General features: G+C 51.4%; 15 protein-coding genes. 10 read left to right on the top strand and 5 right to left on the bottom strand.

Annotation, left to right across the window (positions count from 1 at the left end; translation table 11 throughout):
- Positions 1-314: 314 nt before the first annotated feature.
- The 3 genes from torD to torC are packed head-to-tail and all read right to left on the bottom strand — an operon-like array spanning position 315 to position 4,581.
- Positions 315-947: a molecular chaperone TorD gene (gene torD, locus FDX09_RS18315; protein ID WP_137347661.1), complete on the bottom strand. Its 633-nt coding sequence runs from the start codon at positions 945-947 to the stop codon at positions 315-317.
- Positions 937-3,438 (bottom strand): trimethylamine-N-oxide reductase TorA, encoded by a 2,502-nt coding sequence (torA, locus tag FDX09_RS18320; protein WP_137347662.1) that lies wholly within the window; start codon positions 3,436-3,438, stop codon positions 937-939. The genes torD and torA overlap by 11 nt, the downstream gene beginning before the upstream one ends.
- A gap of 9 nt (positions 3,439-3,447) precedes the next feature.
- Complete coding sequence (gene torC / locus FDX09_RS18325) at positions 3,448-4,581, bottom strand: pentaheme c-type cytochrome TorC (RefSeq protein WP_137347663.1); 1,134 nt, start codon at positions 4,579-4,581, stop codon at positions 3,448-3,450.
- 165 nt (positions 4,582-4,746) lie between these two features.
- Here torC and FDX09_RS18330 point away from each other — a divergent pair, with 165 nt between their 5' ends.
- Positions 4,747-6,219 (top strand): PLP-dependent aminotransferase family protein, encoded by a 1,473-nt coding sequence (locus tag FDX09_RS18330; protein ID WP_038642037.1) that lies wholly within the window; start codon positions 4,747-4,749, stop codon positions 6,217-6,219.
- Between the two features lie 45 nt (positions 6,220-6,264).
- Here FDX09_RS18330 and uxuA read toward each other — a convergent pair whose 3' ends face one another.
- Positions 6,265-7,455, bottom strand: coding sequence for a mannonate dehydratase (uxuA, locus tag FDX09_RS18335; protein ID WP_038642040.1), 1,191 nt, complete (start codon positions 7,453-7,455; stop codon positions 6,265-6,267).
- A 202-nt stretch (positions 7,456-7,657) separates the two neighbouring features.
- Between uxuA and FDX09_RS18340 the strand changes: the two genes are divergently transcribed.
- From FDX09_RS18340 to yejF, 9 genes are all read left to right on the top strand, one after another.
- Positions 7,658-9,124, top strand: coding sequence for a mannitol dehydrogenase family protein (locus tag FDX09_RS18340; RefSeq protein ID WP_121529291.1), 1,467 nt, complete (start codon positions 7,658-7,660; stop codon positions 9,122-9,124).
- A gap of 119 nt (positions 9,125-9,243) precedes the next feature.
- The gene (locus tag FDX09_RS18345; protein WP_069323434.1) at positions 9,244-10,230 is read left to right on the top strand and encodes a GTP-binding protein; all 987 of its coding nucleotides are present in this window, start codon (positions 9,244-9,246) and stop codon (positions 10,228-10,230) included.
- Between the two features lie 34 nt (positions 10,231-10,264).
- Positions 10,265-10,978 carry a phosphatase PAP2 family protein gene (locus FDX09_RS18350; RefSeq protein ID WP_137347664.1) on the top strand — a complete coding sequence of 238 codons (714 nt, stop codon included), beginning with the start codon at positions 10,265-10,267 and terminating at the stop codon, positions 10,976-10,978.
- A gap of 413 nt (positions 10,979-11,391) precedes the next feature.
- Positions 11,392-11,961: a bifunctional murein DD-endopeptidase/murein LD-carboxypeptidase gene (gene mepS, locus FDX09_RS18355; RefSeq protein WP_003027474.1), complete on the top strand. Its 570-nt coding sequence runs from the start codon at positions 11,392-11,394 to the stop codon at positions 11,959-11,961.
- 168 nt (positions 11,962-12,129) lie between these two features.
- Positions 12,130-13,689, top strand: a complete 1,560-nt coding sequence (locus tag FDX09_RS18360) for a cyclic di-GMP phosphodiesterase (RefSeq protein ID WP_087857389.1) — start codon at positions 12,130-12,132, stop codon at positions 13,687-13,689.
- 100 nt (positions 13,690-13,789) lie between these two features.
- Positions 13,790-15,604, top strand: a complete 1,815-nt coding sequence (locus FDX09_RS18365; RefSeq protein WP_137347665.1) for an extracellular solute-binding protein — start codon at positions 13,790-13,792, stop codon at positions 15,602-15,604.
- Positions 15,605-16,699, top strand: a complete 1,095-nt coding sequence (locus FDX09_RS18370; RefSeq protein WP_038642053.1) for a microcin C ABC transporter permease YejB — start codon at positions 15,605-15,607, stop codon at positions 16,697-16,699. It begins immediately after the preceding gene.
- Positions 16,699-17,724 carry an ABC transporter permease gene (locus FDX09_RS18375; protein WP_061382084.1) on the top strand — a complete coding sequence of 342 codons (1,026 nt, stop codon included), beginning with the start codon at positions 16,699-16,701 and terminating at the stop codon, positions 17,722-17,724. The genes FDX09_RS18370 and FDX09_RS18375 overlap by 1 nt, the downstream gene beginning before the upstream one ends.
- 1 nt (position 17,725) lies before the next feature.
- Positions 17,726-19,315, top strand: coding sequence for a microcin C ABC transporter ATP-binding protein YejF (gene yejF, locus FDX09_RS18380; protein WP_137347666.1), 1,590 nt, complete (start codon positions 17,726-17,728; stop codon positions 19,313-19,315).
- Between the two features lie 3 nt (positions 19,316-19,318).
- On the opposite strand, the gene FDX09_RS18385 is transcribed toward yejF, so the two are convergent.
- Complete coding sequence (locus FDX09_RS18385) at positions 19,319-19,663, bottom strand: YejG family protein (protein WP_029139605.1); 345 nt, start codon at positions 19,661-19,663, stop codon at positions 19,319-19,321.
- Positions 19,664-19,956 lie beyond the last annotated feature (293 nt).

The following is a 19,956-nucleotide window of genomic DNA, read 5'->3' on the forward strand; positions in this document are numbered from 1 at the left end:
AGCATGGATGCTGGCTCAGGGCGCGCTTTACAGGGACGCTACCTCGCGCCCGGCCCGGAAGCCTGAAGGAAAAAGCGGAGGGAACCACGAAGTGGCAATTTTCCCGCCGGGAGCCGGGATTGTAAAGGGCGTGGCGGAGAACGCCCTTTACACGTTCACATGAACCAATGCTTAAGAGAAGCAATGAGCATGAGGTGAACGGAACGCTTTCTCCGAGATAGCATGTTCTTTACCTCCGCCAGTACAGGTTGATACTTTCTGAAACTGAGGCGCTGACTGGCTGGCATTACAGCACCAGCTGTCCCTTTTTATTTTCAGCGCTGACTGCTGAGATAAAAATCATCCATTAACAGCGATTCCAGATACTGTTCATCCTCGCGCATAAAACTCACTATCAGATTGACCGCCTGCGGGTAAAACCCCTGTTCATCTCGCGCCAGGCAGGCATCGCGTAGCAATGGCGCCCAGCACATCATATGGTGATGCAAAAAGTAATACTGCGCAGATACCGCCTCCTCTTTAGCAATCATCTTCGCCATCAATGCCAGTTGAATGGCGATATGATCGGATGGCTCATTTTCCCGCGCGGTCAGACCGTGTTCGATCAGCAGCACATTCATTTGCTGACGTTCTGCTGACGCGGTCGTATGCGGATAGTGCCCTGCATAGGGAGAGACTCCGCCAGGCGGCGCCAGCAGAAACAGCGAGGCAAAATCCGCGGCGAGTTCCAGCTGTCGGGAATCACGGCGTAAAATCCGGGTCAGACTACGCTCAAAATGCTTAACCTTGCCAGACAATCCAGGAATCGCCGCCAGTGAGACAATCCACGCCCGATTATCGTCGTTTTCAAGGCTGGCAAGTTGCTTTTCGTCCAGCTCACGGAACAGCAATTGCGAGAACCACTGGTACATGTCCACCCGCTGCTGATGTATTTGGTTATGCTGCACTTCCCCCCTCCTCTTTTACTGTCTCCGGGCCGCCGAATGCCGTTACCGGTGGCGCTTTTTTCTGCTGATAACGTTCGACCTCCACCAGCACGGTATGCGCTGAAGGGCCTTGCGCCAGCTGTGAAGTACCAATATCGGCGCTCAGGACATTCGGGTCGCCATAAGTGCATAACGTCCCGGCTTTTCCACCCTCCTGCGGGGAATACCAGGCCCCTTCATGAATGCGGATTACGCCAGGGGTAAAATCCGGGCTAATCACCACCCCAGCCAGCACCTGACCACGGTCATTGAAGACGCGAGCGATATCACCTGCTTTCAGACCACGGGCAGTGGCATCCTGCGCGCTGATATAAAGCGGTTCTCTTCCGGTAACCGCATAGGTATTGCGAAACGCCTCGCTCGAGCACAACTGTGAGTGCAGACGTTTATCCGGATGGCAGGATTGCAGATGCAGCGGATATTTATTTTTTTTAGCGGAATGATTACGTTCAAACGGTTCCATCCATACCGGATGACCGGGACAATCCTCGTAAGCAAAGCCAGCAATGGTTTTACTGTAGATTTCAATCAGACCTGACGGCGTTCCCAGGGGATTAAGATCTGGTTGGTCGCGAAACTCACCGTGACGCACCCACGGCTGTCCGGCCGGATATTCAATGTATCCTTCGCCCTGCCAGAACGTAGTAAAGTCCGGTAAGGAGACACCGAGCGACGCGCCCATCTTCACACCTTCGTCGTAGAGCGCCTGTATCCACTGCATTTCATCACGGTTCTCGCGGTACACCGCCTCTTTATCAAAGCGCTTACATAATCCGGCAAAAACGTCAAAATCATGCCGCGCTTCATATTGCGGTTTAACAATCTGATGCAGGGCCATCAGCCCTTTGTTCGAATGCGTACCAAACTGTTCAATATCGTTACGTTCAAAGCGGGTGGTAACAGGCAGGACGATATCGGCAAATCGACACGACGCGGTCCATTGATGATCCAATACCACCACGGTTTCCAGCTTCTTCCATGCCTTGATCATGCGATTACGATCCTGCTGCGCATGGAATGGATTCGCCGCGCTGTAGATCGCCATTTTAATATCAGGCCAGGTTAACGTTTCGCCGTTAAAGGCAACCTTTTTGCCCGGCTCCAGCAGGCAGTCAACGATGCGTGAGGTGGGGATATGCTCCGATGCGCCGCGAAAATCCGCTTTATACTTCGCCGGTGGAGGATTCGCGATCCCTCCCAGCCCGGACAGTACAGGTCCGGTGGATGTCACCGTACCACCGCCGTTGTAATGCCAGCCAAACCCTACGCCGCCGCCCGGCAAGCCAATTTGCCCAACCATACTGGCCAGCACCACCAGCATCCAGGGATACTGTTCGCCATGATGCATGCGTTGTACGCACCAACCGCCCATAAATTGGGTCCGGCCTTTGACCAGCAGGCGGGCGAAATCACGGATCTGCTCCGCCGTCAGGCCACAGATTTGCGCTGCCCATTCGGCATTTTTCGGCTGCTTATCACTCTCCCCAAGCAGATAGGGCAAAAACTGCTCAAAACCCACGGTGTAATCGTTAATAAACGCCGTGTCATACAGTTTTTCTTCATACAGCGTATGGGCGAGTGCCAGCATTAACGCGACATCGGTTTGTGGTCGTAGCGCCAGTTGTTCACAGCCAAGGTAGTTTTGCGATTTGCTACGCACTGGATCGACGCTGATAACGCGCATTTTACCCTGCGCAACCGCTTCTTTAATCTGTTGCCAGTAGCCAAACGCATCGTGATCGGGAACCAGGAACTCGATCTGCAAGTTTTTGATCGGATCGCATCCCCACAGCACGATGGTATTACTGTTCTGAATAACCAGCGGCAGTGACGTTTGCTGTTCATAAACTTCCAGCGAACCAATCACATGCGGCAAGATAACCTGCGCAGCTGCTGCAGAGTAGTCGCCAACGGTCGTCACATAGCTACCATGCAGACCAAGCCCTCTGTCCATCGCCCCGCCCGCTTTATGGTATTTCCCTACCATTTGCCAGTCGGCCAGCCCGGTAAATACCCCCGATGAGCCGTAGGTTTTTTGTACCCGTTCCAGCTCTTCGTAAAACAGATCCAGCGCCTGATCCCAACTTACCCGCACAAAACGATTATCTCCGCGCTGGCTGCGATCCGATTTCTCGCGTTTACGTAACCAGTCCAGACGAACCATTGGATAACGTACCCGCGACGGGTTATAGACCACTTCACGCACCGCGTTCAGCATATCGCAAGGGTATTTGTCATGTTTGAAAGGCCGGGTTTCTGTCCACTCGCCGTTGACAACCTTGGCTTCAAAAGCGCCAAAATGCGAACCGGATTGAATCCACTGTGCGGGGTTTTCTCCCGCTGCCCATACTTTTGATATCAGCGGATTCGGCGCCAGCGCACTGGCCGCGCCCACCGCTAGCATACCGCTCAGAAAACGGCGGCGAGACGGGTTAAATTCATGAATATCCATATATTTTCCTTAATTTTTGTTAGGTTCAGACACATCGCTGGCATGGGTCTGGAGGTATTTCAACAACGTACGTTCTTCCACCGGATTCAGTCGGTAATAGGTGGACATCGCTTTCAATCCGGCGATCCAGCCGTTGGCGGTATATCGGGTCGTAGGAGGAGTGCTATGACAGGCGCTACAGGTGGATTGCAGCATTTGATCCGAATATTCCCAGATCGGTGCAATATTGCTGATAAGCCCCTGGGCGGAGGTCCAGGCGGTCACGCTCACCTGCTGCCATTGCTGGTGTGAGTCAGGATCGACCTGGGTTTGTAGTACTTTTACGTTCGCCATCAAGGCGTCATCAAGCACGGCCGAGAACACACGCTTACCCATATACTGGGTTATCACCCGCCCGCGTCCTTTGCTTTCACGCCAGCCCGTCAGTTCAAGCTGCACGTTGCTGCCCTCTTTTTTCAGCACTTTGACCTCGGTGGCAGGAAATAACAGCGCTTTACCTGCGGGGCTTCCGGCCGTTGGCGTCAATGCTTTTTCGCTTAACGAGAACAGCGTGCTCGCATTCGATAAAGACGCTCCCTGCTGCTGCAACTGCTTATAGCGATCGCGGAAACCCCTGCTCATATCGGGTTTGTGATGGGCAATACCTTTATGGCAATCAATACAGTTGCTGTCTTTTGCCGCCGCCGCGGTCATTTGCGCCGCCGCATTCGCAGATTGTTTGCCGTGATCCATCGCCTCATAGCTGTGGCAAGATTTACATGCCGCCGAATGGTTAGCGCTCATTCGCGCCCACTCTCGCTGGGCCAATTCCGCTCGTTTTGCGGCAAATTTTTCCGGGGTATCAATCGAAGGAGAGATAAAGGTGTGGTAGAGGTCGTTTAAGGCTTCCGTTTTACGAACCAGCGTCGGGACGATCCCTGGCGGAATATGACAATCCTTACACTCAGCACGCACGCCAGAAGCATTGCGAAAATGCACGCTGGTTTTATATTCCTCTCCTGGTGTGCGCATCGAGTGACACGATAAACAAAATTCGGTGGTACTGGTGTAATGAACGCCTTGCCACGTCCCCCAAATTGCAAGGGCCATTGCTACTGCCCCGACGAATGCGCACCACAGTGCGTTCTTTCTTATCCACGACATGCTTGCCTCCATTTTTTTAATAGCGACACGCTAAGCGATCATAAAAATCAAAAATAGAGACAGTAAAAGCAGCTTATAGGAACAGCATCTACTCTATGAGGTGCATCAAAACGTAAAGAAGAGAAGCTCGTAATATAGTGCGTATATATACATAAGGAATTCCTCATGCTAACACTGACTCTCGATCGAGAAAGCCGTACCCCGCTGCAATTGCAGATATTTCAATTTTATTTCCAGGCCATTCAGCGCGGTGATTTGCTTTGTGGAGATAAACTTCCCTCTATTCGCGAGCAGGCACAGGTATTAAACGTTGCCAAAATAACGGTCGTGATGGCCTATGATAAGCTCATGGCCGCGGGATTAATTAAGAGTCGACAAGGTATCGGCTACGAGGTCATCTTCACCACACCTGTACGCACAACGCCAGCAATCGTGCCCGTCGCGCAGGGTTCCCCGCCGATGAAACCTAAAGCGGCTGGGATCCCCACCGATGTTTATGCAGAGCCTGGGCGAGAGTGCTATTGCCAAATGAGCGTTCCCGATCCCAATGCTTTTCCCTGGTCAAGCTGGCGCAAATGGAATAACGCCCCCAGCGTCCTCAAGGAACAATTATTCACCCGATATCATTCACCAAATGGATTATTTTCACTGCGTGAACAATTGGTCAGATACCTTAATTTATCTCGCGGTATTAATACTCGAGCAGAGAACATCATTATTACTAACGGGATTCAGGAAGGACTGTCACTGCTCAGTCAACTCTTTATTAACCATCATACTTTCAGTCAGCAAAAAAAGTGCCATATTGTAACCGAGTCCCCTTGTTATTCGGGGGCCTGGCATCTGTTTAATTATTACGGCGCAGACATTACGCCAATTGCTGTCGATAACCACGGACTGCAAACAGATAATTTACCGGAATATGCTACCCAGCTTTGTTATGTTACTCCAGCGCATCAGTATCCGCTGGGTAGCGTCCTGTCACTGGAGCGGCGTCAGGCATTATTAACATGGGCGCAGCGCGTCGGCGCTTACATTATTGAAGACGATTACGATGCCGTTTTTACCTATGGAGAAAATCCCCTTCCCGCGCTGAAAGCCATGGATTATCACAACCGGGTTATCTATATAGGGACATTTTCCAAAACATTGGGACCAGGAGGACGTCTTGGCTATCTCATTTGCCCTGACGAACTGCTTCCGGCCGTACAGAATATGAAAGCGCTCAACAACAACGGGAGCCAGTGGTTGTTGCAGCAATTTTTGGCCGAATTAATGCAAAATCAGGTGTTTTATACGCATATCAGCAAGCTGGCCTGCAATTATGCGGCACGTCTTACGCTATTACGCGACGGCCTATCCGCACTGTTTCCCGAAGGGAAAATCGCTGGCGCAACGGCAGGTCTGCACCTCTCATTACGCATTGCCTGGTCCCCCGAAATTATCGCCAGGCTACAACAACGCTGCCTGCTGGCCGGGATTCGTTTCGATACGTTACCAGATATAGAAAATGGCTCAGAAGCCGCATGGCGTGAAGAGAACAGCGACGCAGTTATGTTTTTTGGATTTGGTGGATTGCAGTTACAGCAGATAAAAAGAGTCCTGGCGGTACTGGAGCAGGCGCTATCGCAGCCTTAATGGATTACAGGGATCGAGCCTGCCGCTCAATCCCTGTTGTTCGCCTTACAGCAGATCGCGGAACTGTGTTTGTTTCAGCGCCAGCTCAACGCCACGGACTTCCGCCAGTCCTTTCAGACGACCAATCGCAGAGTAGCCCGGGTTGGTTTTTTTATGCAAATCATCAAGCATCTGGTGCCCGTGATCGGGGCGCATCGGGATTGGACGCAGATCGCCCGCCTTTTTACGACGCTGCTCTTCGCTCAGAATCGCCGCCACCACCGATACCATATCCACATCGCCCTGCAAATGCGCACCTTCGTGGAAGGTTTTCGGGTTATCTTCACGGCAAGTTGAACGCAGATGCGTGAAGTGAATACGATCACCAAAGGTTTCAATCATTTTCACCAGATCGTTATCGGCGCGTACGCCGTAGGAGCCGGTGCACATGGTGAAACCGTTATTGATGCTGTCGACGGTGTCTTTCAGCCACTGCATATCTTCGATGGTCGAAACGATGCGCGGCAGGCCAAGGATCGGACGCGGCGGATCGTCCGGGTGTACGGCCAGACGCACGCCGACTTCTTCTGCCACTGGCACTATCGCCCGCAGGAATACCGCCATGTTATTGCGCAAGTCGTCTTTGCTGATGCCGTCATATTCAGCAAGGCGCGCACGGAACTGATCCAGGGTATACCCCTCTTCGGCACCGGGCAGACCTGCGATGATATTGCGCGTCAGTTTTTCAATATCGGCCTCGCTCATGGCATTGAAATAGTCCAGCGCCTGGCGTTGTTCTTCCGGGGTGTAATCCGCTTCAGCCCCTGAACGTTTGAGGATATGCAACTCAAAGGCAGCAAAAGCGATCTGGTCAAAACGCAGCGCTTTGGAGCCGTCCGGCAACTGATATTCGAGGTCAGTACGCGTCCAGTCGAGGATCGGCATGAAGTTATAGCACACGGTATCGATGCCGCAGGTCGCCAGATTACGGATACTCTGCTGATAGTTAGCAATCCACGTTTGATATTGACCAGAGTGCGTTTTGATATCTTCGTGGACGGGGATACTTTCCACCACTGACCAGGTCAGCCCTTTTTCAGCCAGAATAGCCTGCCGCTTTTTAATCTCTTCAACCGGCCAGACTTCGCCGTTGGCAATGTGGTGCAAGGCGGTCACAACACCCGTTGCGCCAGCCTGACGCACATCATCAAGCGATACTGGATCGTTAGGTCCGTACCAACGCCAGGTTTGTTCCATGGTTTCACCTCACAAGTTGTTATACCAAATTAGACTCACTGAATGACGACTACCATACAGGCATCTGCAGAAGGATCAACGAATCCGCAATGATTGGTTGATCCAGCTCACATTACCCGGATAAATGAGGCACACCAATTCAATTTGCTGTCATATAACTTTATACTGCCATTGTTAATTAATGGTTAATCAGGTGTATTGAATGAAAACTATTGCCTCAGTGCCGCTCGCGAAAAATGTCATGATGCCGCAGTACGATCGCCAACAATTAAAAACGCGGATTGTGCATTTTGGTTTCGGTGCTTTTCACCGCGCCCATCAGGCATTACTGACCGATCGGGTACTGAATACACAGGGTGGGGACTGGGGAATTTGTGAGATAAGTCTGTTCAGCGGCGATCGACTAATGAGTCAGCTTCGCGAGCAGGATCATTTATTTACCGTGTTAGAAAAAGGGGCGAATGGCAACCAACCGATTGTTATCGGCTCCGTCAAAGAATGTCTGAACGCCACGCTGGATTCGCTGGCGGCCATTATCGAAAAATTCTGTGAACCTCAGGTGGCGATTGTCTCGTTAACGATTACGGAAAAAGGCTACTGCATCGATCCGGCAACAGGCTCGCTGGATCTTTCTCATCCACGCATTATTCATGATCTACAGACTCCGGCTGAGCCACATTCCGCACCCGGCATTATTGTTGAAGCGCTGCACCGCCGACGTGAACGCGGGCTGCAACCTTTTACCGTCCTCTCCTGCGATAATATCCCGGATAATGGCCATGTGGTAAAAAACGCCGTACTGGGAATGGCGGAGAAACGCTCACCTGAGCTGGCCCACTGGATCCAGGAACATGTCAGCTTCCCGGGTACCATGGTGGACAGGATTGTTCCTGCCGCCACCGAAGAGTCACTGGCTGAAATCGCCCGCGAGTTGGGGGTGGCCGATCCCTGCGCAATCAGCTGTGAGCCCTTTATTCAGTGGGTGATTGAAGACAATTTTGTGTGTGGTCGTCCGCAGTGGGAAACCGCCGGCGTACAAATGGTTGAAAACGTTCTGCCGTGGGAACAAATGAAATTGCGAATGCTGAACGGTAGTCATTCGTTTCTCGCGTATCTCGGCTATCTGGCCGGGTTTCAGCACATCAGCGACTGCATGCAGGACAGCGCTTTTCGTGAAGCCGCCTACCGTCTGATGCTCAACGAACAGGCGCCTACCCTGCAAATCACCGATGTTGATTTAGACCAGTATGCCGCTAGCCTGCTGGAACGCTTTGCCAACCCGGCGTTGAAGCATAAAACCTGGCAAATCGCGATGGATGGTAGCCAAAAATTACCCCAGCGTATGCTGGAAGGGATCCGCGTACATTTAGCACGGCGCAGCGAGTGGCCGCTGCTGGCGCTCGGCGTCGCAAGCTGGATGCGTTACGTGAGCGGAGTGGATGATTCAGGTGCGGCCATTGATATTCGTGATCCATTGAGCGAGAAAATCAGCGCGCTTGTGAAGCAGAGTACAGACTCAGAACGCGTCAGCGCCCTGCTATCTCTGCATGAGATTTTCGCCACCGATCTGGTACAGAATCCGCAGTTTGTTGCGGCCATTCAGCTCGCCTGGCAACGTATTGCCCAATATGGGGCGCATCAGGCTGTCATTGAGACGTTAAAAAGTTAACGATTTCTGCCATTAATCAGGACGAAGCGCGTCTTCGTCCTCTCACCCCTTCTCTTTTTCCCCGTTTTTCGCCAGGATTGTTAAATGCCATTACGGCAATTTATGATTCTGGAGTAAATGTGACTAAAACCAATCTCATCACCGGTTTTCTCGGCAGTGGCAAAACCACCTCTATTCTTCATTTATTGGCAAACAAAGATCCCGCAGAGAAGTGGGCCGTACTGGTCAATGAGTTTGGCGAAGTCGGTATTGATGGTGCCCTGTTAGCCGACAGCGGCGCATTGCTAAAAGAGATCCCCGGCGGCTGTATGTGCTGTGTTAACGGTCTGCCAATGCAGGTTGGCCTCAATACATTATTGCGTCAGGGAAAACCTGACCGACTGCTCATTGAACCTACCGGTCTCGGACATCCCAAACAGATTCTGGATTTACTTACCGCTCCGGTTTACGAACCGTGGATCGATTTGCGCGCGACCCTTTGTATTCTTGATCCTCGCCAGCTACTGGATGAAAAAAGCGTCGCCAATGACAATTTCCGCGATCAACTGGCTGCCGCCGATATCATCGTCGCCAACAAAGCCGACCGCGCCACAACGGAAAGCGAAAACGCCCTGCAAACCTGGTGGCAGCACTATGGCGGCAATCGCCAACTGGTCCATGCCGATCATGGAAATATTGCCGGTCAATTACTGGATTTGCCCCGACTAAACCTGGCGCAGCTTCCCGCAAGCGCTGAGCACGCCCATAGTCATGCTGACAAAAAAGGGCTGGCGGCGTTAAGTTTGCCCGCACAACAGCGTTGGCGTCGCAGCCTGAACAGCGGTCAGGGTCATCAGGCCTGCGGCTGGATCTTTGACGCCGATACGGTGTTCGATACCATCGGCCTGCTGGAATGGTCGCGCCTTGCACCCGTAGGGCGTGTAAAAGGTGTAATGCGTATCAAAGAGGGGCTGGTGCGCATTAACCGTCAGGGAGACGACTGGCATATTGAGACGCAAAACGTCGCTCCGCCGGATAGCCGTATTGAACTCATCTCCGATACCGACACCGACTGGAATACGTTACAGAGCGCATTGTTGAGACTTCGTTTAGACGGTAGCGCGTAAGGTTGCCTTCGTTTTATAGCAATGGTAAACAACGATGAAAACCCGATACCCTCTTATTATACTGCTCAATATTGCCGGTATAGCGCTGTTTCTGTCCTGGTATATTCCCGCCGGGCACGGGTTCTGGTCCTCACTGGATACGGGCGTCTTCCGTTTCTTCAATCAGAAGCTGGTTGAAAGCCCGCTGTTTCTGTGGATTGTTGCGATCACCAATAACCGGGCATTTGATGGCTGCTCGTTGTTGGCTATGGGCGCACTGATGCTGCACTTTTGGCTGAAGGATACGGTGGAAGGTCGCCGGCGTATTGTGGCTATTGGTCTGGTGATGCTGCTCACCGCAGTGGTATTAAATCAGTTGGGCCAGGCGCTTATTCCGGTTAAACGCGCCAGCCCTACTCTGATGCTGGATAATATTTATCGCGTCAGCGAACTGCTGCATATTCCAACCAAAGATGCCTCCAGAGACAGTTTTCCTGGCGATCACGGTATGATGCTGCTTATTTTTTCCGCATTTATGCTGCGTTATTTCGGAAAAGTTGCAGGCATAATCGGCCTTATTATCGCTGTGGTTTTTGCCTTTCCACGCGTAATGATCGGCGCTCACTGGCTCACCGATATCGTGGTCGGCTCCATGACGGTTGTACTGATTGGCTTACCCTGGTGGCTAATGACGCCATTAAGCGATCGTCTGGTCACGCTGTTTGTGAATTATCTGCCCGGCAAAAACAAACAATTTTCAAACAAATAACGCAAAACAATTAACATCATCAGGGAAACTTCTGATTCCCTGATGATGACGACCGATATTCCATCATTCTGATTGTCATTCTCCTGTCATCTTATTCATGTTTAGAATGAATGGCTTGCATATTTTTTACGCTAATTGTTCTTAATTTAGCCAATGCCGTTTATTCACTTTCTGTATCAATTTTTCTTATAAGAAATCACATAAAATCTCTCGCAATGACTGGGGCGATCGGGTAACCTCGAACTCGTTTTGCCTCGCGGGACAATTATTCCCTTTCTGAATAAATTTGTGCGTTCTGCCACAGATTTGACCTTAAGGAATTGTCTCATCGTGCGATGGTAATTAGTCTCGTCACGTTTGGCATTTTTTATAACGATATTTATCGTTAAGGACTTCAAGGGAAAACAAACAAAATGGTCAAATCTCAACCGATTTTGAGATATATCTTGCGGGGCATACCCGCGATAGCAGTTGCGGTTCTGCTTTCCGCATGTAGTACCACGAACACCGCCAGGAATATGCATTCTGAGACGCATGCTGTGGGCAATGGAGATAACTCTTCACTGCAAGCCTCTCAGGATGAATTTGAAAATATGGTCCGTAATATCGATGTTAAATCACGTATTATGGATCAGTATGCTGACTGGAAAGGCGTGCGTTACCGCCTTGGCGGCAGCACCAAAAAAGGTATTGATTGCTCCAGCTTCGTACAGCGTACGTTCCGTGAGCAGTTTGGTTTAGAGCTTCCGCGCTCAACCTACGAACAACAGGAAACGGGTAAATCCGTTTCGCGTACTAATCTGCGCACAGGCGATCTGGTTCTGTTCCGTGCTGGCTCCACAGGCCGCCACGTCGGTATCTATATCGGCAACAACCAGTTTGTTCATGCCTCGACCAGCAGTGGCGTTATCATTTCCAGCATGAACGAGCCTTACTGGAAAAAACGTTACAACGAAGCTCGCCGGGTTCTGAGCCGCAGTTAATTTCGTTTGGCAGCTATCCCTTGGCTATCCTGATGAGACATATCAAAAGCACTGCTTCGGCGGTGCTTTTTTGTTTCGCCTCTCGACTAAGAAAAATCTCACAGCATGGACCATTTCAGGTTATATTCATACAGAATAAGCGGTTACTACAGGTAAACATAAGGAACTATGTTCAGACGCAGCTCTTCATCCGGTCGGAAAATCCTGCTTTCCTGTATGTTAACGGGGCTTATCGTCGCATTGCTGGTGAGTACCCTGCAATTTTTGGTTACCTGGCATAAGCGAGAGGTTAAGTACGAAACGCTGCTTGCCGATATCCAGAATTATGTCAGTAGTTACTTTGCAGATCTCAAAACCACCACAGATGCGCTTCAACCCCTGCTGGAAAAGAACTGCCAGCAAGTCGCTGCAAAACTTACCTCCAGTGCGGCTTTTAACCTCAACGTTCGCGCTTTTTTGCTGGTAAAAGACGGTATTGCTTTTTGCTCCTCCGCAACAGGCGCAATGAACGCCCCCATTTTGTCGCTGATCCCGAAGCTTAATATCAACAAAGATGTTGATGTGGAAATACTTTCCGGGACGCCCATGATGCCGGATAAACCAGCAATAATGATTTGGCACCGCAATCGCTCGTTCCATAACAGCGGTGTATTTTCTTCATTGAATATCAACCTGGCGCCCTATCTGCTTTATACCGCCCGCGAGGATAATTTTAATGGTATTGCCGTTATTGCTGGCGACACGGCTATTTCAACATTTTCATCCCGAATTATGGACGTCTCTGCGCTGCCTAACACGCCATGGCGCCAGGCGACGCTTAAAGAGGTACCGCTGAAGATTCGTTTGTATGCGCAAGAGTGGACGTACAACGACATCTGGTACGCGATTATGTTGGGATGTATGGCCGGGATTATCACCGGGGTTCTCCTCTGGTATTACATCTTCACTGTCCGGTTACGCCCTGGTAAAGATATCCTCCACGCCATCAAACATAATCAATTTTATGTGGTGTACCAGCCCGTCGTAGAGATGCAAACGCTGGAGGTAAAAGGTGTTGAGGTGTTATTACGTTGGCATCATCCATCAACGGGTGAGATCCCACCGGATGCCTTCATTCATTATGCAGAATCGCAGAAAATGATTGTCCCGCTGACCCAACACCTCTTTAAGTTAATAGCGCAGGACGCCCCGACGCTGCAAAAAGTGTTTCCTGCTGGCGCCAAACTGGGGATTAACATCGCACCAACGCACCTGCACGGCGAGAGTTTTAAAGATGACATTCGACGGCTGCGCGCCTCGCTTCCCGCGAACCATTTTCAGTTAGTGCTGGAAATCACTGAACGCGATATGCTTAATCAACACGAGGCGACACAGCTATTCGAATGGCTACACTCTGTTGGCTTTGAAATTGCTATTGATGATTTCGGCACCGGTCATAGCGCGCTTATCTATCTGGAACGCTTCACCGTTGACTACCTGAAAATCGATCGCGGGTTTATTAACGCCATCGGCACAGAAACCCTGACCTCTCCGGTTCTGGACGCCGTGTTGACACTCTCTAAGCGTCTTAATATGCTGACGGTTGCTGAAGGGGTAGAAACACCTGAGCAAGCTCGTTGGCTGCGCGATCGTGGAGTACATTTTTTCCAGGGATACTGGATTAGCCGACCGTTAAAGCTTGCTGATTTCGTGCGTTGGATGGCGCAGCCCAATAAGCCAACGTGGTGATCGCAGTTTGCGATTCATATACTCTTACTCGCCGCCACACCCCTTATCTCTCAGGCATGATGCCCGTCGGGTTGTGACAGGAAAAGGAAAGCGCTTTTATATGATCCCTCGCCTACTGCTGCTGTTTATCGCCCTCATCGGGTTTAGCGTTCAGGCGCAATCCATCAAAGAAAGCTATGCGTTTGCCGTACTGGGCGAACCGAAGTACGCGTTTAACTTTAACCACTTTGATTACGTTAACCCAGCCGCGCCCAAAGGCGGGCAAATCACCCTCTCCGCGATTGGTACGTTCGATAACTTCAACCGCTATGCAATGCGTGGCAATCCCGGCGCGCGCACCGAAACGCTGTACGATACGCTTTTTACCACCTCTGACGACGAGCCTGGCAGCTATTACCCGCTCATTGCCGACAGCGCGCGCTATGCTGACGACTATTCCTGGGTAGAAATCGTCATTAATCCACGGGCGCGTTTTCACGATGGCTCCCCCATTACCGCCAGCGATGTCGCCTTCACCTTTCACAAATTTATGACTGAAGGCGTGCCGCAGTTTCGCCTCGTCTACAAAGGCACAACGGTAAAAGCCATTGCACCGTTAACCGTGCGTATTGAATTAGCCAAACCGGGCAAAGAGGATATGCTCAGCCTGTTTTCATTACCCGTGATGCCTGAGAAATACTGGAAGGATCATAAACTCAGCGATCCCTTATCTTCCCCACCGCTTGCCAGCGGCCCGTACCGTATCACCCAGTGGAAAATGGGCCAGTATATTGTCTATTCGCGGGTCAAAGATTATTGGGCCGCGAACCTGCCCGTTAACCGCGGACGCTGGAACTTTGATACCATCCGCTACGATTACTATCTTGATGACAACGTCGCCTTTGAAGCGTTTAAGGCCGGGGCGTTTGATCTGCGTCTGGAGAACGATGCCAAAAACTGGGCGACACGTTATACCGGCAAAAATTTCGCAAATCATTACATCATCAAAGATGAGCAAAAAAACGAATCCGCACAGGATACGCGTTGGCTGGCCTTTAATATTCAGCGTCCGGTATTCAGCGATCGACGCGTACGTGAAGCCATCACGCTGGCCTTTGATTTTGAATGGATGAATAAAGCCCTGTTCTATAACGCCTGGAGCCGGACAAACAGCTATTTTCAGAATACCGAGTATGCCGCAAAAAATTACCCCGATGCGGATGAACTGGTGATACTCGCGCCATTGAAAAAAGATCTCCCCCCTGAGGTCTTCAGCCAAATTTATCAGCCGCCAAAATCAACAGGTGATGGTTACGATCGTGACAACTTATTGAAAGCCAATACCTTACTGGAACAGGCTGGCTGGATACTAAAGGGACAACTGCGCGTGAACAGCGCCAGCGGTAAACCCCTGAGCTTCGAACTGTTGCTCCCGGCGGGCAGTAACAGCCAGTGGGTACTGCCGTTCCAGCACAACCTGCAGCGCTTAGGCATCACCATGAACATCCGCCAGGTTGATAATTCGCAAATCACGAACCGCCTGCGCAGTCGCGACTATGACATGATGCCGAGGTTGTATCGCGCGATGCCGTGGCCGAGTTCGGACCTGCAAATTCTGTGGGCCTCTGAATACATTGATTCCAGCTACAATGCGCCCGGCGTGCAAAGCCCGGTGATTGATAAATTGATCAATCAAATCATCGCGGCGCAAGGTGATAAAGCCAAACTGATCCCGCTGGGACGGGCGCTGGACAGGGTATTAACCTGGAACTACTACATGTTGCCGATGTGGTACATGGCCGAGGATCGTATCGCCTGGTGGGACAAATTTTCACATCCTGCTATTCGCCCAATTTACACCATCGGCCTCGACAACTGGTGGTATGACGTCAACAAAGCGGCGAAGCTACCCGCAGCCAGACGACAGGGAGAGTAAATGGGCGCTTATCTGATTCGACGTCTGCTGCTGGTGATCCCGACGCTCTGGGCCATCATCACCATCAACTTTTTTATCGTGCAAATTGCCCCCGGCGGTCCGGTTGAGCAGGCCGTCGCCGCTATTGAGTTCGGGCAAAGTGGCGCTTTACCCGGCGCGGGCAGCGAAGGCGTTCGCGCCAGCCACGCGCAAACCGGCGTGGGTAACATCAGCGACAGCAATTATCGCGGAGGCCGCGGTCTTGACCCGGAAGTAATTGCAGAAATCACCCGCCGCTACGGGTTCGATAAACCCATTCACGAACGTTATTTCAAAATGCTCTGGGACTACATTCGTTTCGATTTCGGCGACAGCCTGTTTCGTAGCGCTTCGGTGCTGACGCTTATCAAAGACAGCCTGCCCGTTTCCGTTACGCTTGGGCTGTGGAGCACACTCATCATTTATCTGGTGTCGATCCCGCTAGGTATCCGTAAAGCGGTGCACAATGGCAGCCGATTTGATGTGTGGAGCAGCGCATTCATTATTATCGGCTATGCCATACCGGCCTTTCTGTTTGCGATTTTGCTGATCGTCTTTTTTGCCGGGGGAAGCTACTACGATCTGTTCCCGCTGCGCGGGCTGGTTTCCGCCAACTTTGATTCTCTGCCCTGGTATCAAAAAATAACCGACTACCTGTGGCATATTACCCTGCCGGTGCTGGCGACGGTGGTTGGCGGGTTTGCCGCGCTGACCATGCTGACTAAAAACTCATTTCTGGATGAAGTCCGCAAACAGTATGTCGTCACCGCGCGCGCCAAAGGGGTAAGCGAGAAAAATATTCTATGGAAACATGTGTTTCGCAACGCGATGTTACTGGTGATAGCAGGTTTCCCGGCAACGTTTATCAGCATGTTTTTTACCGGCTCGCTGCTGATTGAAGTCATGTTCTCGCTTAACGGACTGGGGTTACTGGGGTATGAATCCACCGTATCACGCGACTACCCGGTGATGTTTGGCACGCTCTATATCTTCACCCTGATCGGACTGCTGCTGAATATTCTCAGTGATATCAGCTATACGCTGGTCGATCCCCGTATTGATTTTGAGGGACGCTAATGTCGCGATTAAGCCCCGTCAATCAGGCCCGCTGGGCGCGTTTTCGTCATAACCGCCGCGGCTACTGGTCGCTGTGGATTTTTCTGGTGTTGTTTGGCCTTAGCCTGTGTTCCGAACTGATTGCCAACGATAAGCCGCTGCTGGTGCGCTATGACAGCAGTTGGTATTTCCCTTTGTTCAAAAACTACAGTGAAAGCGACTTTGGCGGACCACTGGCGACCAAAGCTGATTATCAGGATCCCTGGCTACAGCAGCGCCTGGAGAAGCAGGGCTGGATCCTGTGGGCGCCCGTACGCTTTGGGGCCACCAGCATTAACTTTGCCACTGATAAGCCCTTCCCTTCCCCACCTTCTGCGCAAAACTGGCTGGGGACGGACGCCAACGGCGGCGACGTGTTGGCGCGTATCCTCTACGGCACGCGTATCTCGGTCCTGTTTGGTTTAATGCTGACCCTGTGTTCCAGCGTGATGGGCATCATGGCTGGCGCTATTCAGGGCTATTATGGCGGCAAGGTGGACCTGTGGGGGCAGCGATTCATTGAGGTTTGGTCTGGTATGCCAACGCTGTTTCTGATCATTCTGCTGTCGAGCGTGGTCCAGCCCAACTTCTGGTGGCTGCTGGGCATTACCGTGCTGTTTGGCTGGATGAGTCTGGTTGGCGTGGTGCGTGCGGAATTTTTACGTACCCGAAACTTTGATTACATTCGTGCCGCGCAGGCGCTCGGCGTGAGCGATCGCAGTATTATTCTGCGTCATATGCTACCCAACGCGATGGTCGCCGCTCTGACTTTTTTACCGTTTATATTATGCGCCTCGATAACCACCCTGACCTCGCTGGATTTCCTCGGATTCGGCTTACCGCTTGGCTCGCCATCGTTGGGAGAACTCCTGTTACAAGGTAAAAATAACCTGCAGGCGCCGTGGCTTGGGATCACTGCGTTCATCTCCGTTGCCCTGCTTTTATCGCTACTGATCTTTATTGGTGAAGCGGTACGCGACGCGTTTGATCCCAATAAGGCGATTTAAAATGACACAACCTCTGTTAGCTATTGAGAATTTATCGGTAGGTTTTCGCCACCAGGAGAGTGTGCGCACCGTGGTCAACACTCTCTCATTGCGGGTTGATGCCGGGCAAACGCTGGCGCTGGTGGGCGAATCTGGCTCAGGGAAAAGTGTGACCGCGCTTTCTATTCTGCGCTTATTACCGTCCCCTCCTGCGGTCTATCTTGCCGGTGATATTCGCTTCCATGGTGAATCATTGCTTCACGCCGACGAGCAGACGCTTCGCGGCGTACGAGGGAACAAAATCGCCATGATTTTCCAGGAGCCGATGGTGTCACTGAACCCGCTTCACAACCTGGAAAAACAGCTTTACGAGGTGCTATCGCTGCATCGGGGAATGCGTCGCGAGGCCGCCCGGGCAGAGATTCTAACCTGTCTGGACCGCGTCGGGATCCGTCAGGCGGCCAAACGTCTCGCAGATTACCCGCACCAGTTGTCCGGCGGTGAGCGCCAACGTGTGATGATCGCCATGGCGCTGCTAACGCGGCCAGAACTGCTGATTGCCGATGAACCCACCACCGCGCTGGATGTCTCCGTCCAGGCGCAGATTCTGCAACTGCTGCGGGAGTTACAGCGAGAGCTGAACATGGGATTACTGTTCATCACCCATAACCTCAGCATTGTGAAAAAGCTGGCCGATACCATGGCGGTCATGCAAAACGGCCTGTGCGTTGAGCAAAATCGTGCCGCACAACTGCTCTCTGCGCCCTCGCATCCGTACACGCAGAAATTGTTAAACAGCGAACCTTCCGGTGACCCGGTCCCCTTACCTGTAGGGCAAGCTCCCTTGCTGGAAGTGGAAAAACTCCGCGTCGCCTTCCCTGTCCGCAAAGGTATTCTGAAGCGCGTAGTAGACCATAACGTCGTGGTCAACGACGTCAGTTTTTCCCTGCGGCCCGGTGAAACGCTGGGGCTGGTCGGTGAGTCAGGTTCCGGGAAAAGCACCACCGGGCTGGCGCTACTGAGGCTAATCACATCGCAGGGGAGTATTGTGTTCGATGGCCAGGCGTTGCATACCTTAAATCATCGCCAGCTGTTACCCGTACGTCACCGCATTCAGGTGGTATTTCAGGATCCTAACTCCTCGCTAAACCCACGTTTAAGCGTGCTACAAATTATTGAGGAGGGACTACGCGTCCATCAACCGACACTTACTGCCGAACAACGTGAAGCGCAGGTGAAAGCGGTCATGACGGAAGTGGGGCTGGATAGCGAAACGCGACATCGTTATCCCGCAGAGTTTTCCGGAGGTCAACGTCAACGCATAGCCATTGCCCGGGCGTTGATTCTAAAACCTTCGCTGATCATTCTGGATGAGCCGACATCCTCACTCGACAGGACCGTACAGGCGCAAATCCTGATGTTGTTAAAGTCCTTACAGGAAAAGCATCGTCTGGCCTATATTTTTATCAGCCATGATTTGCATGTCGTACGCGCGTTGTGCCATCAGGTTATTGTGCTAAGGCAGGGAGAAGTTGTTGAACAGGGGCAATGCGAGCACGTATTTAACGCGCCACAACAGGCCTATACGCGTCAGCTGCTCGCGCTAAGCTGACGCTCAAAACGGATTGTTATTTGAAAAAGGTTCTGCGATTGCCACGCCGAAATTTTTCAGTCTGCAGGTCGCAGCAAACTCATCCTGACGATTCACAAACAGGCACGGCTCCCCTTCGCATTCCAGAACGGAACAAGGAACCTCAATGTCACTGAGGGCCTGGCTGAGTTTATGCATGACTGACCACGCGCTATCACCATCCGGGCTGAGCAATTTGAGCGCCACCAGGCTGTTCTCATTGCTCTGGCCGTTTTGCGGAATCGGTTCAACTTTCGAACCTGCGAAACCCACCGACCAACGATAGCACTGCGGCAGACGATGAACGATTGAGAGTTGTAATGTCATCACTTTCTTTCCCTGGAAGCACAATCACTTCACAATTATTTTACATCAATATTAACACATCATTGACAAAACGTCTTTAAACAGTTGGTAAACGTTTACACCCATGTCCATATGCTGCTTTCCGAACCAGGTATTTAAATTTATTCAATGGTTCTGGCAAATTTCCGGGCTATATGTACTCGTTTCTGCGATCTAACTCAACCTTTTTAACTACAATGATGTGACTTTTTACATAAATTGATTTTACATAAAATAAACATAAGCAGGAGAATTGATAGATTTGCGGTTGATATACA

Origin of the sequence: Citrobacter sp. wls717 (assembly GCF_005280955.1) — a bacterium.
GTDB lineage: Bacteria > Pseudomonadota > Gammaproteobacteria > Enterobacterales > Enterobacteriaceae > Citrobacter > Citrobacter werkmanii.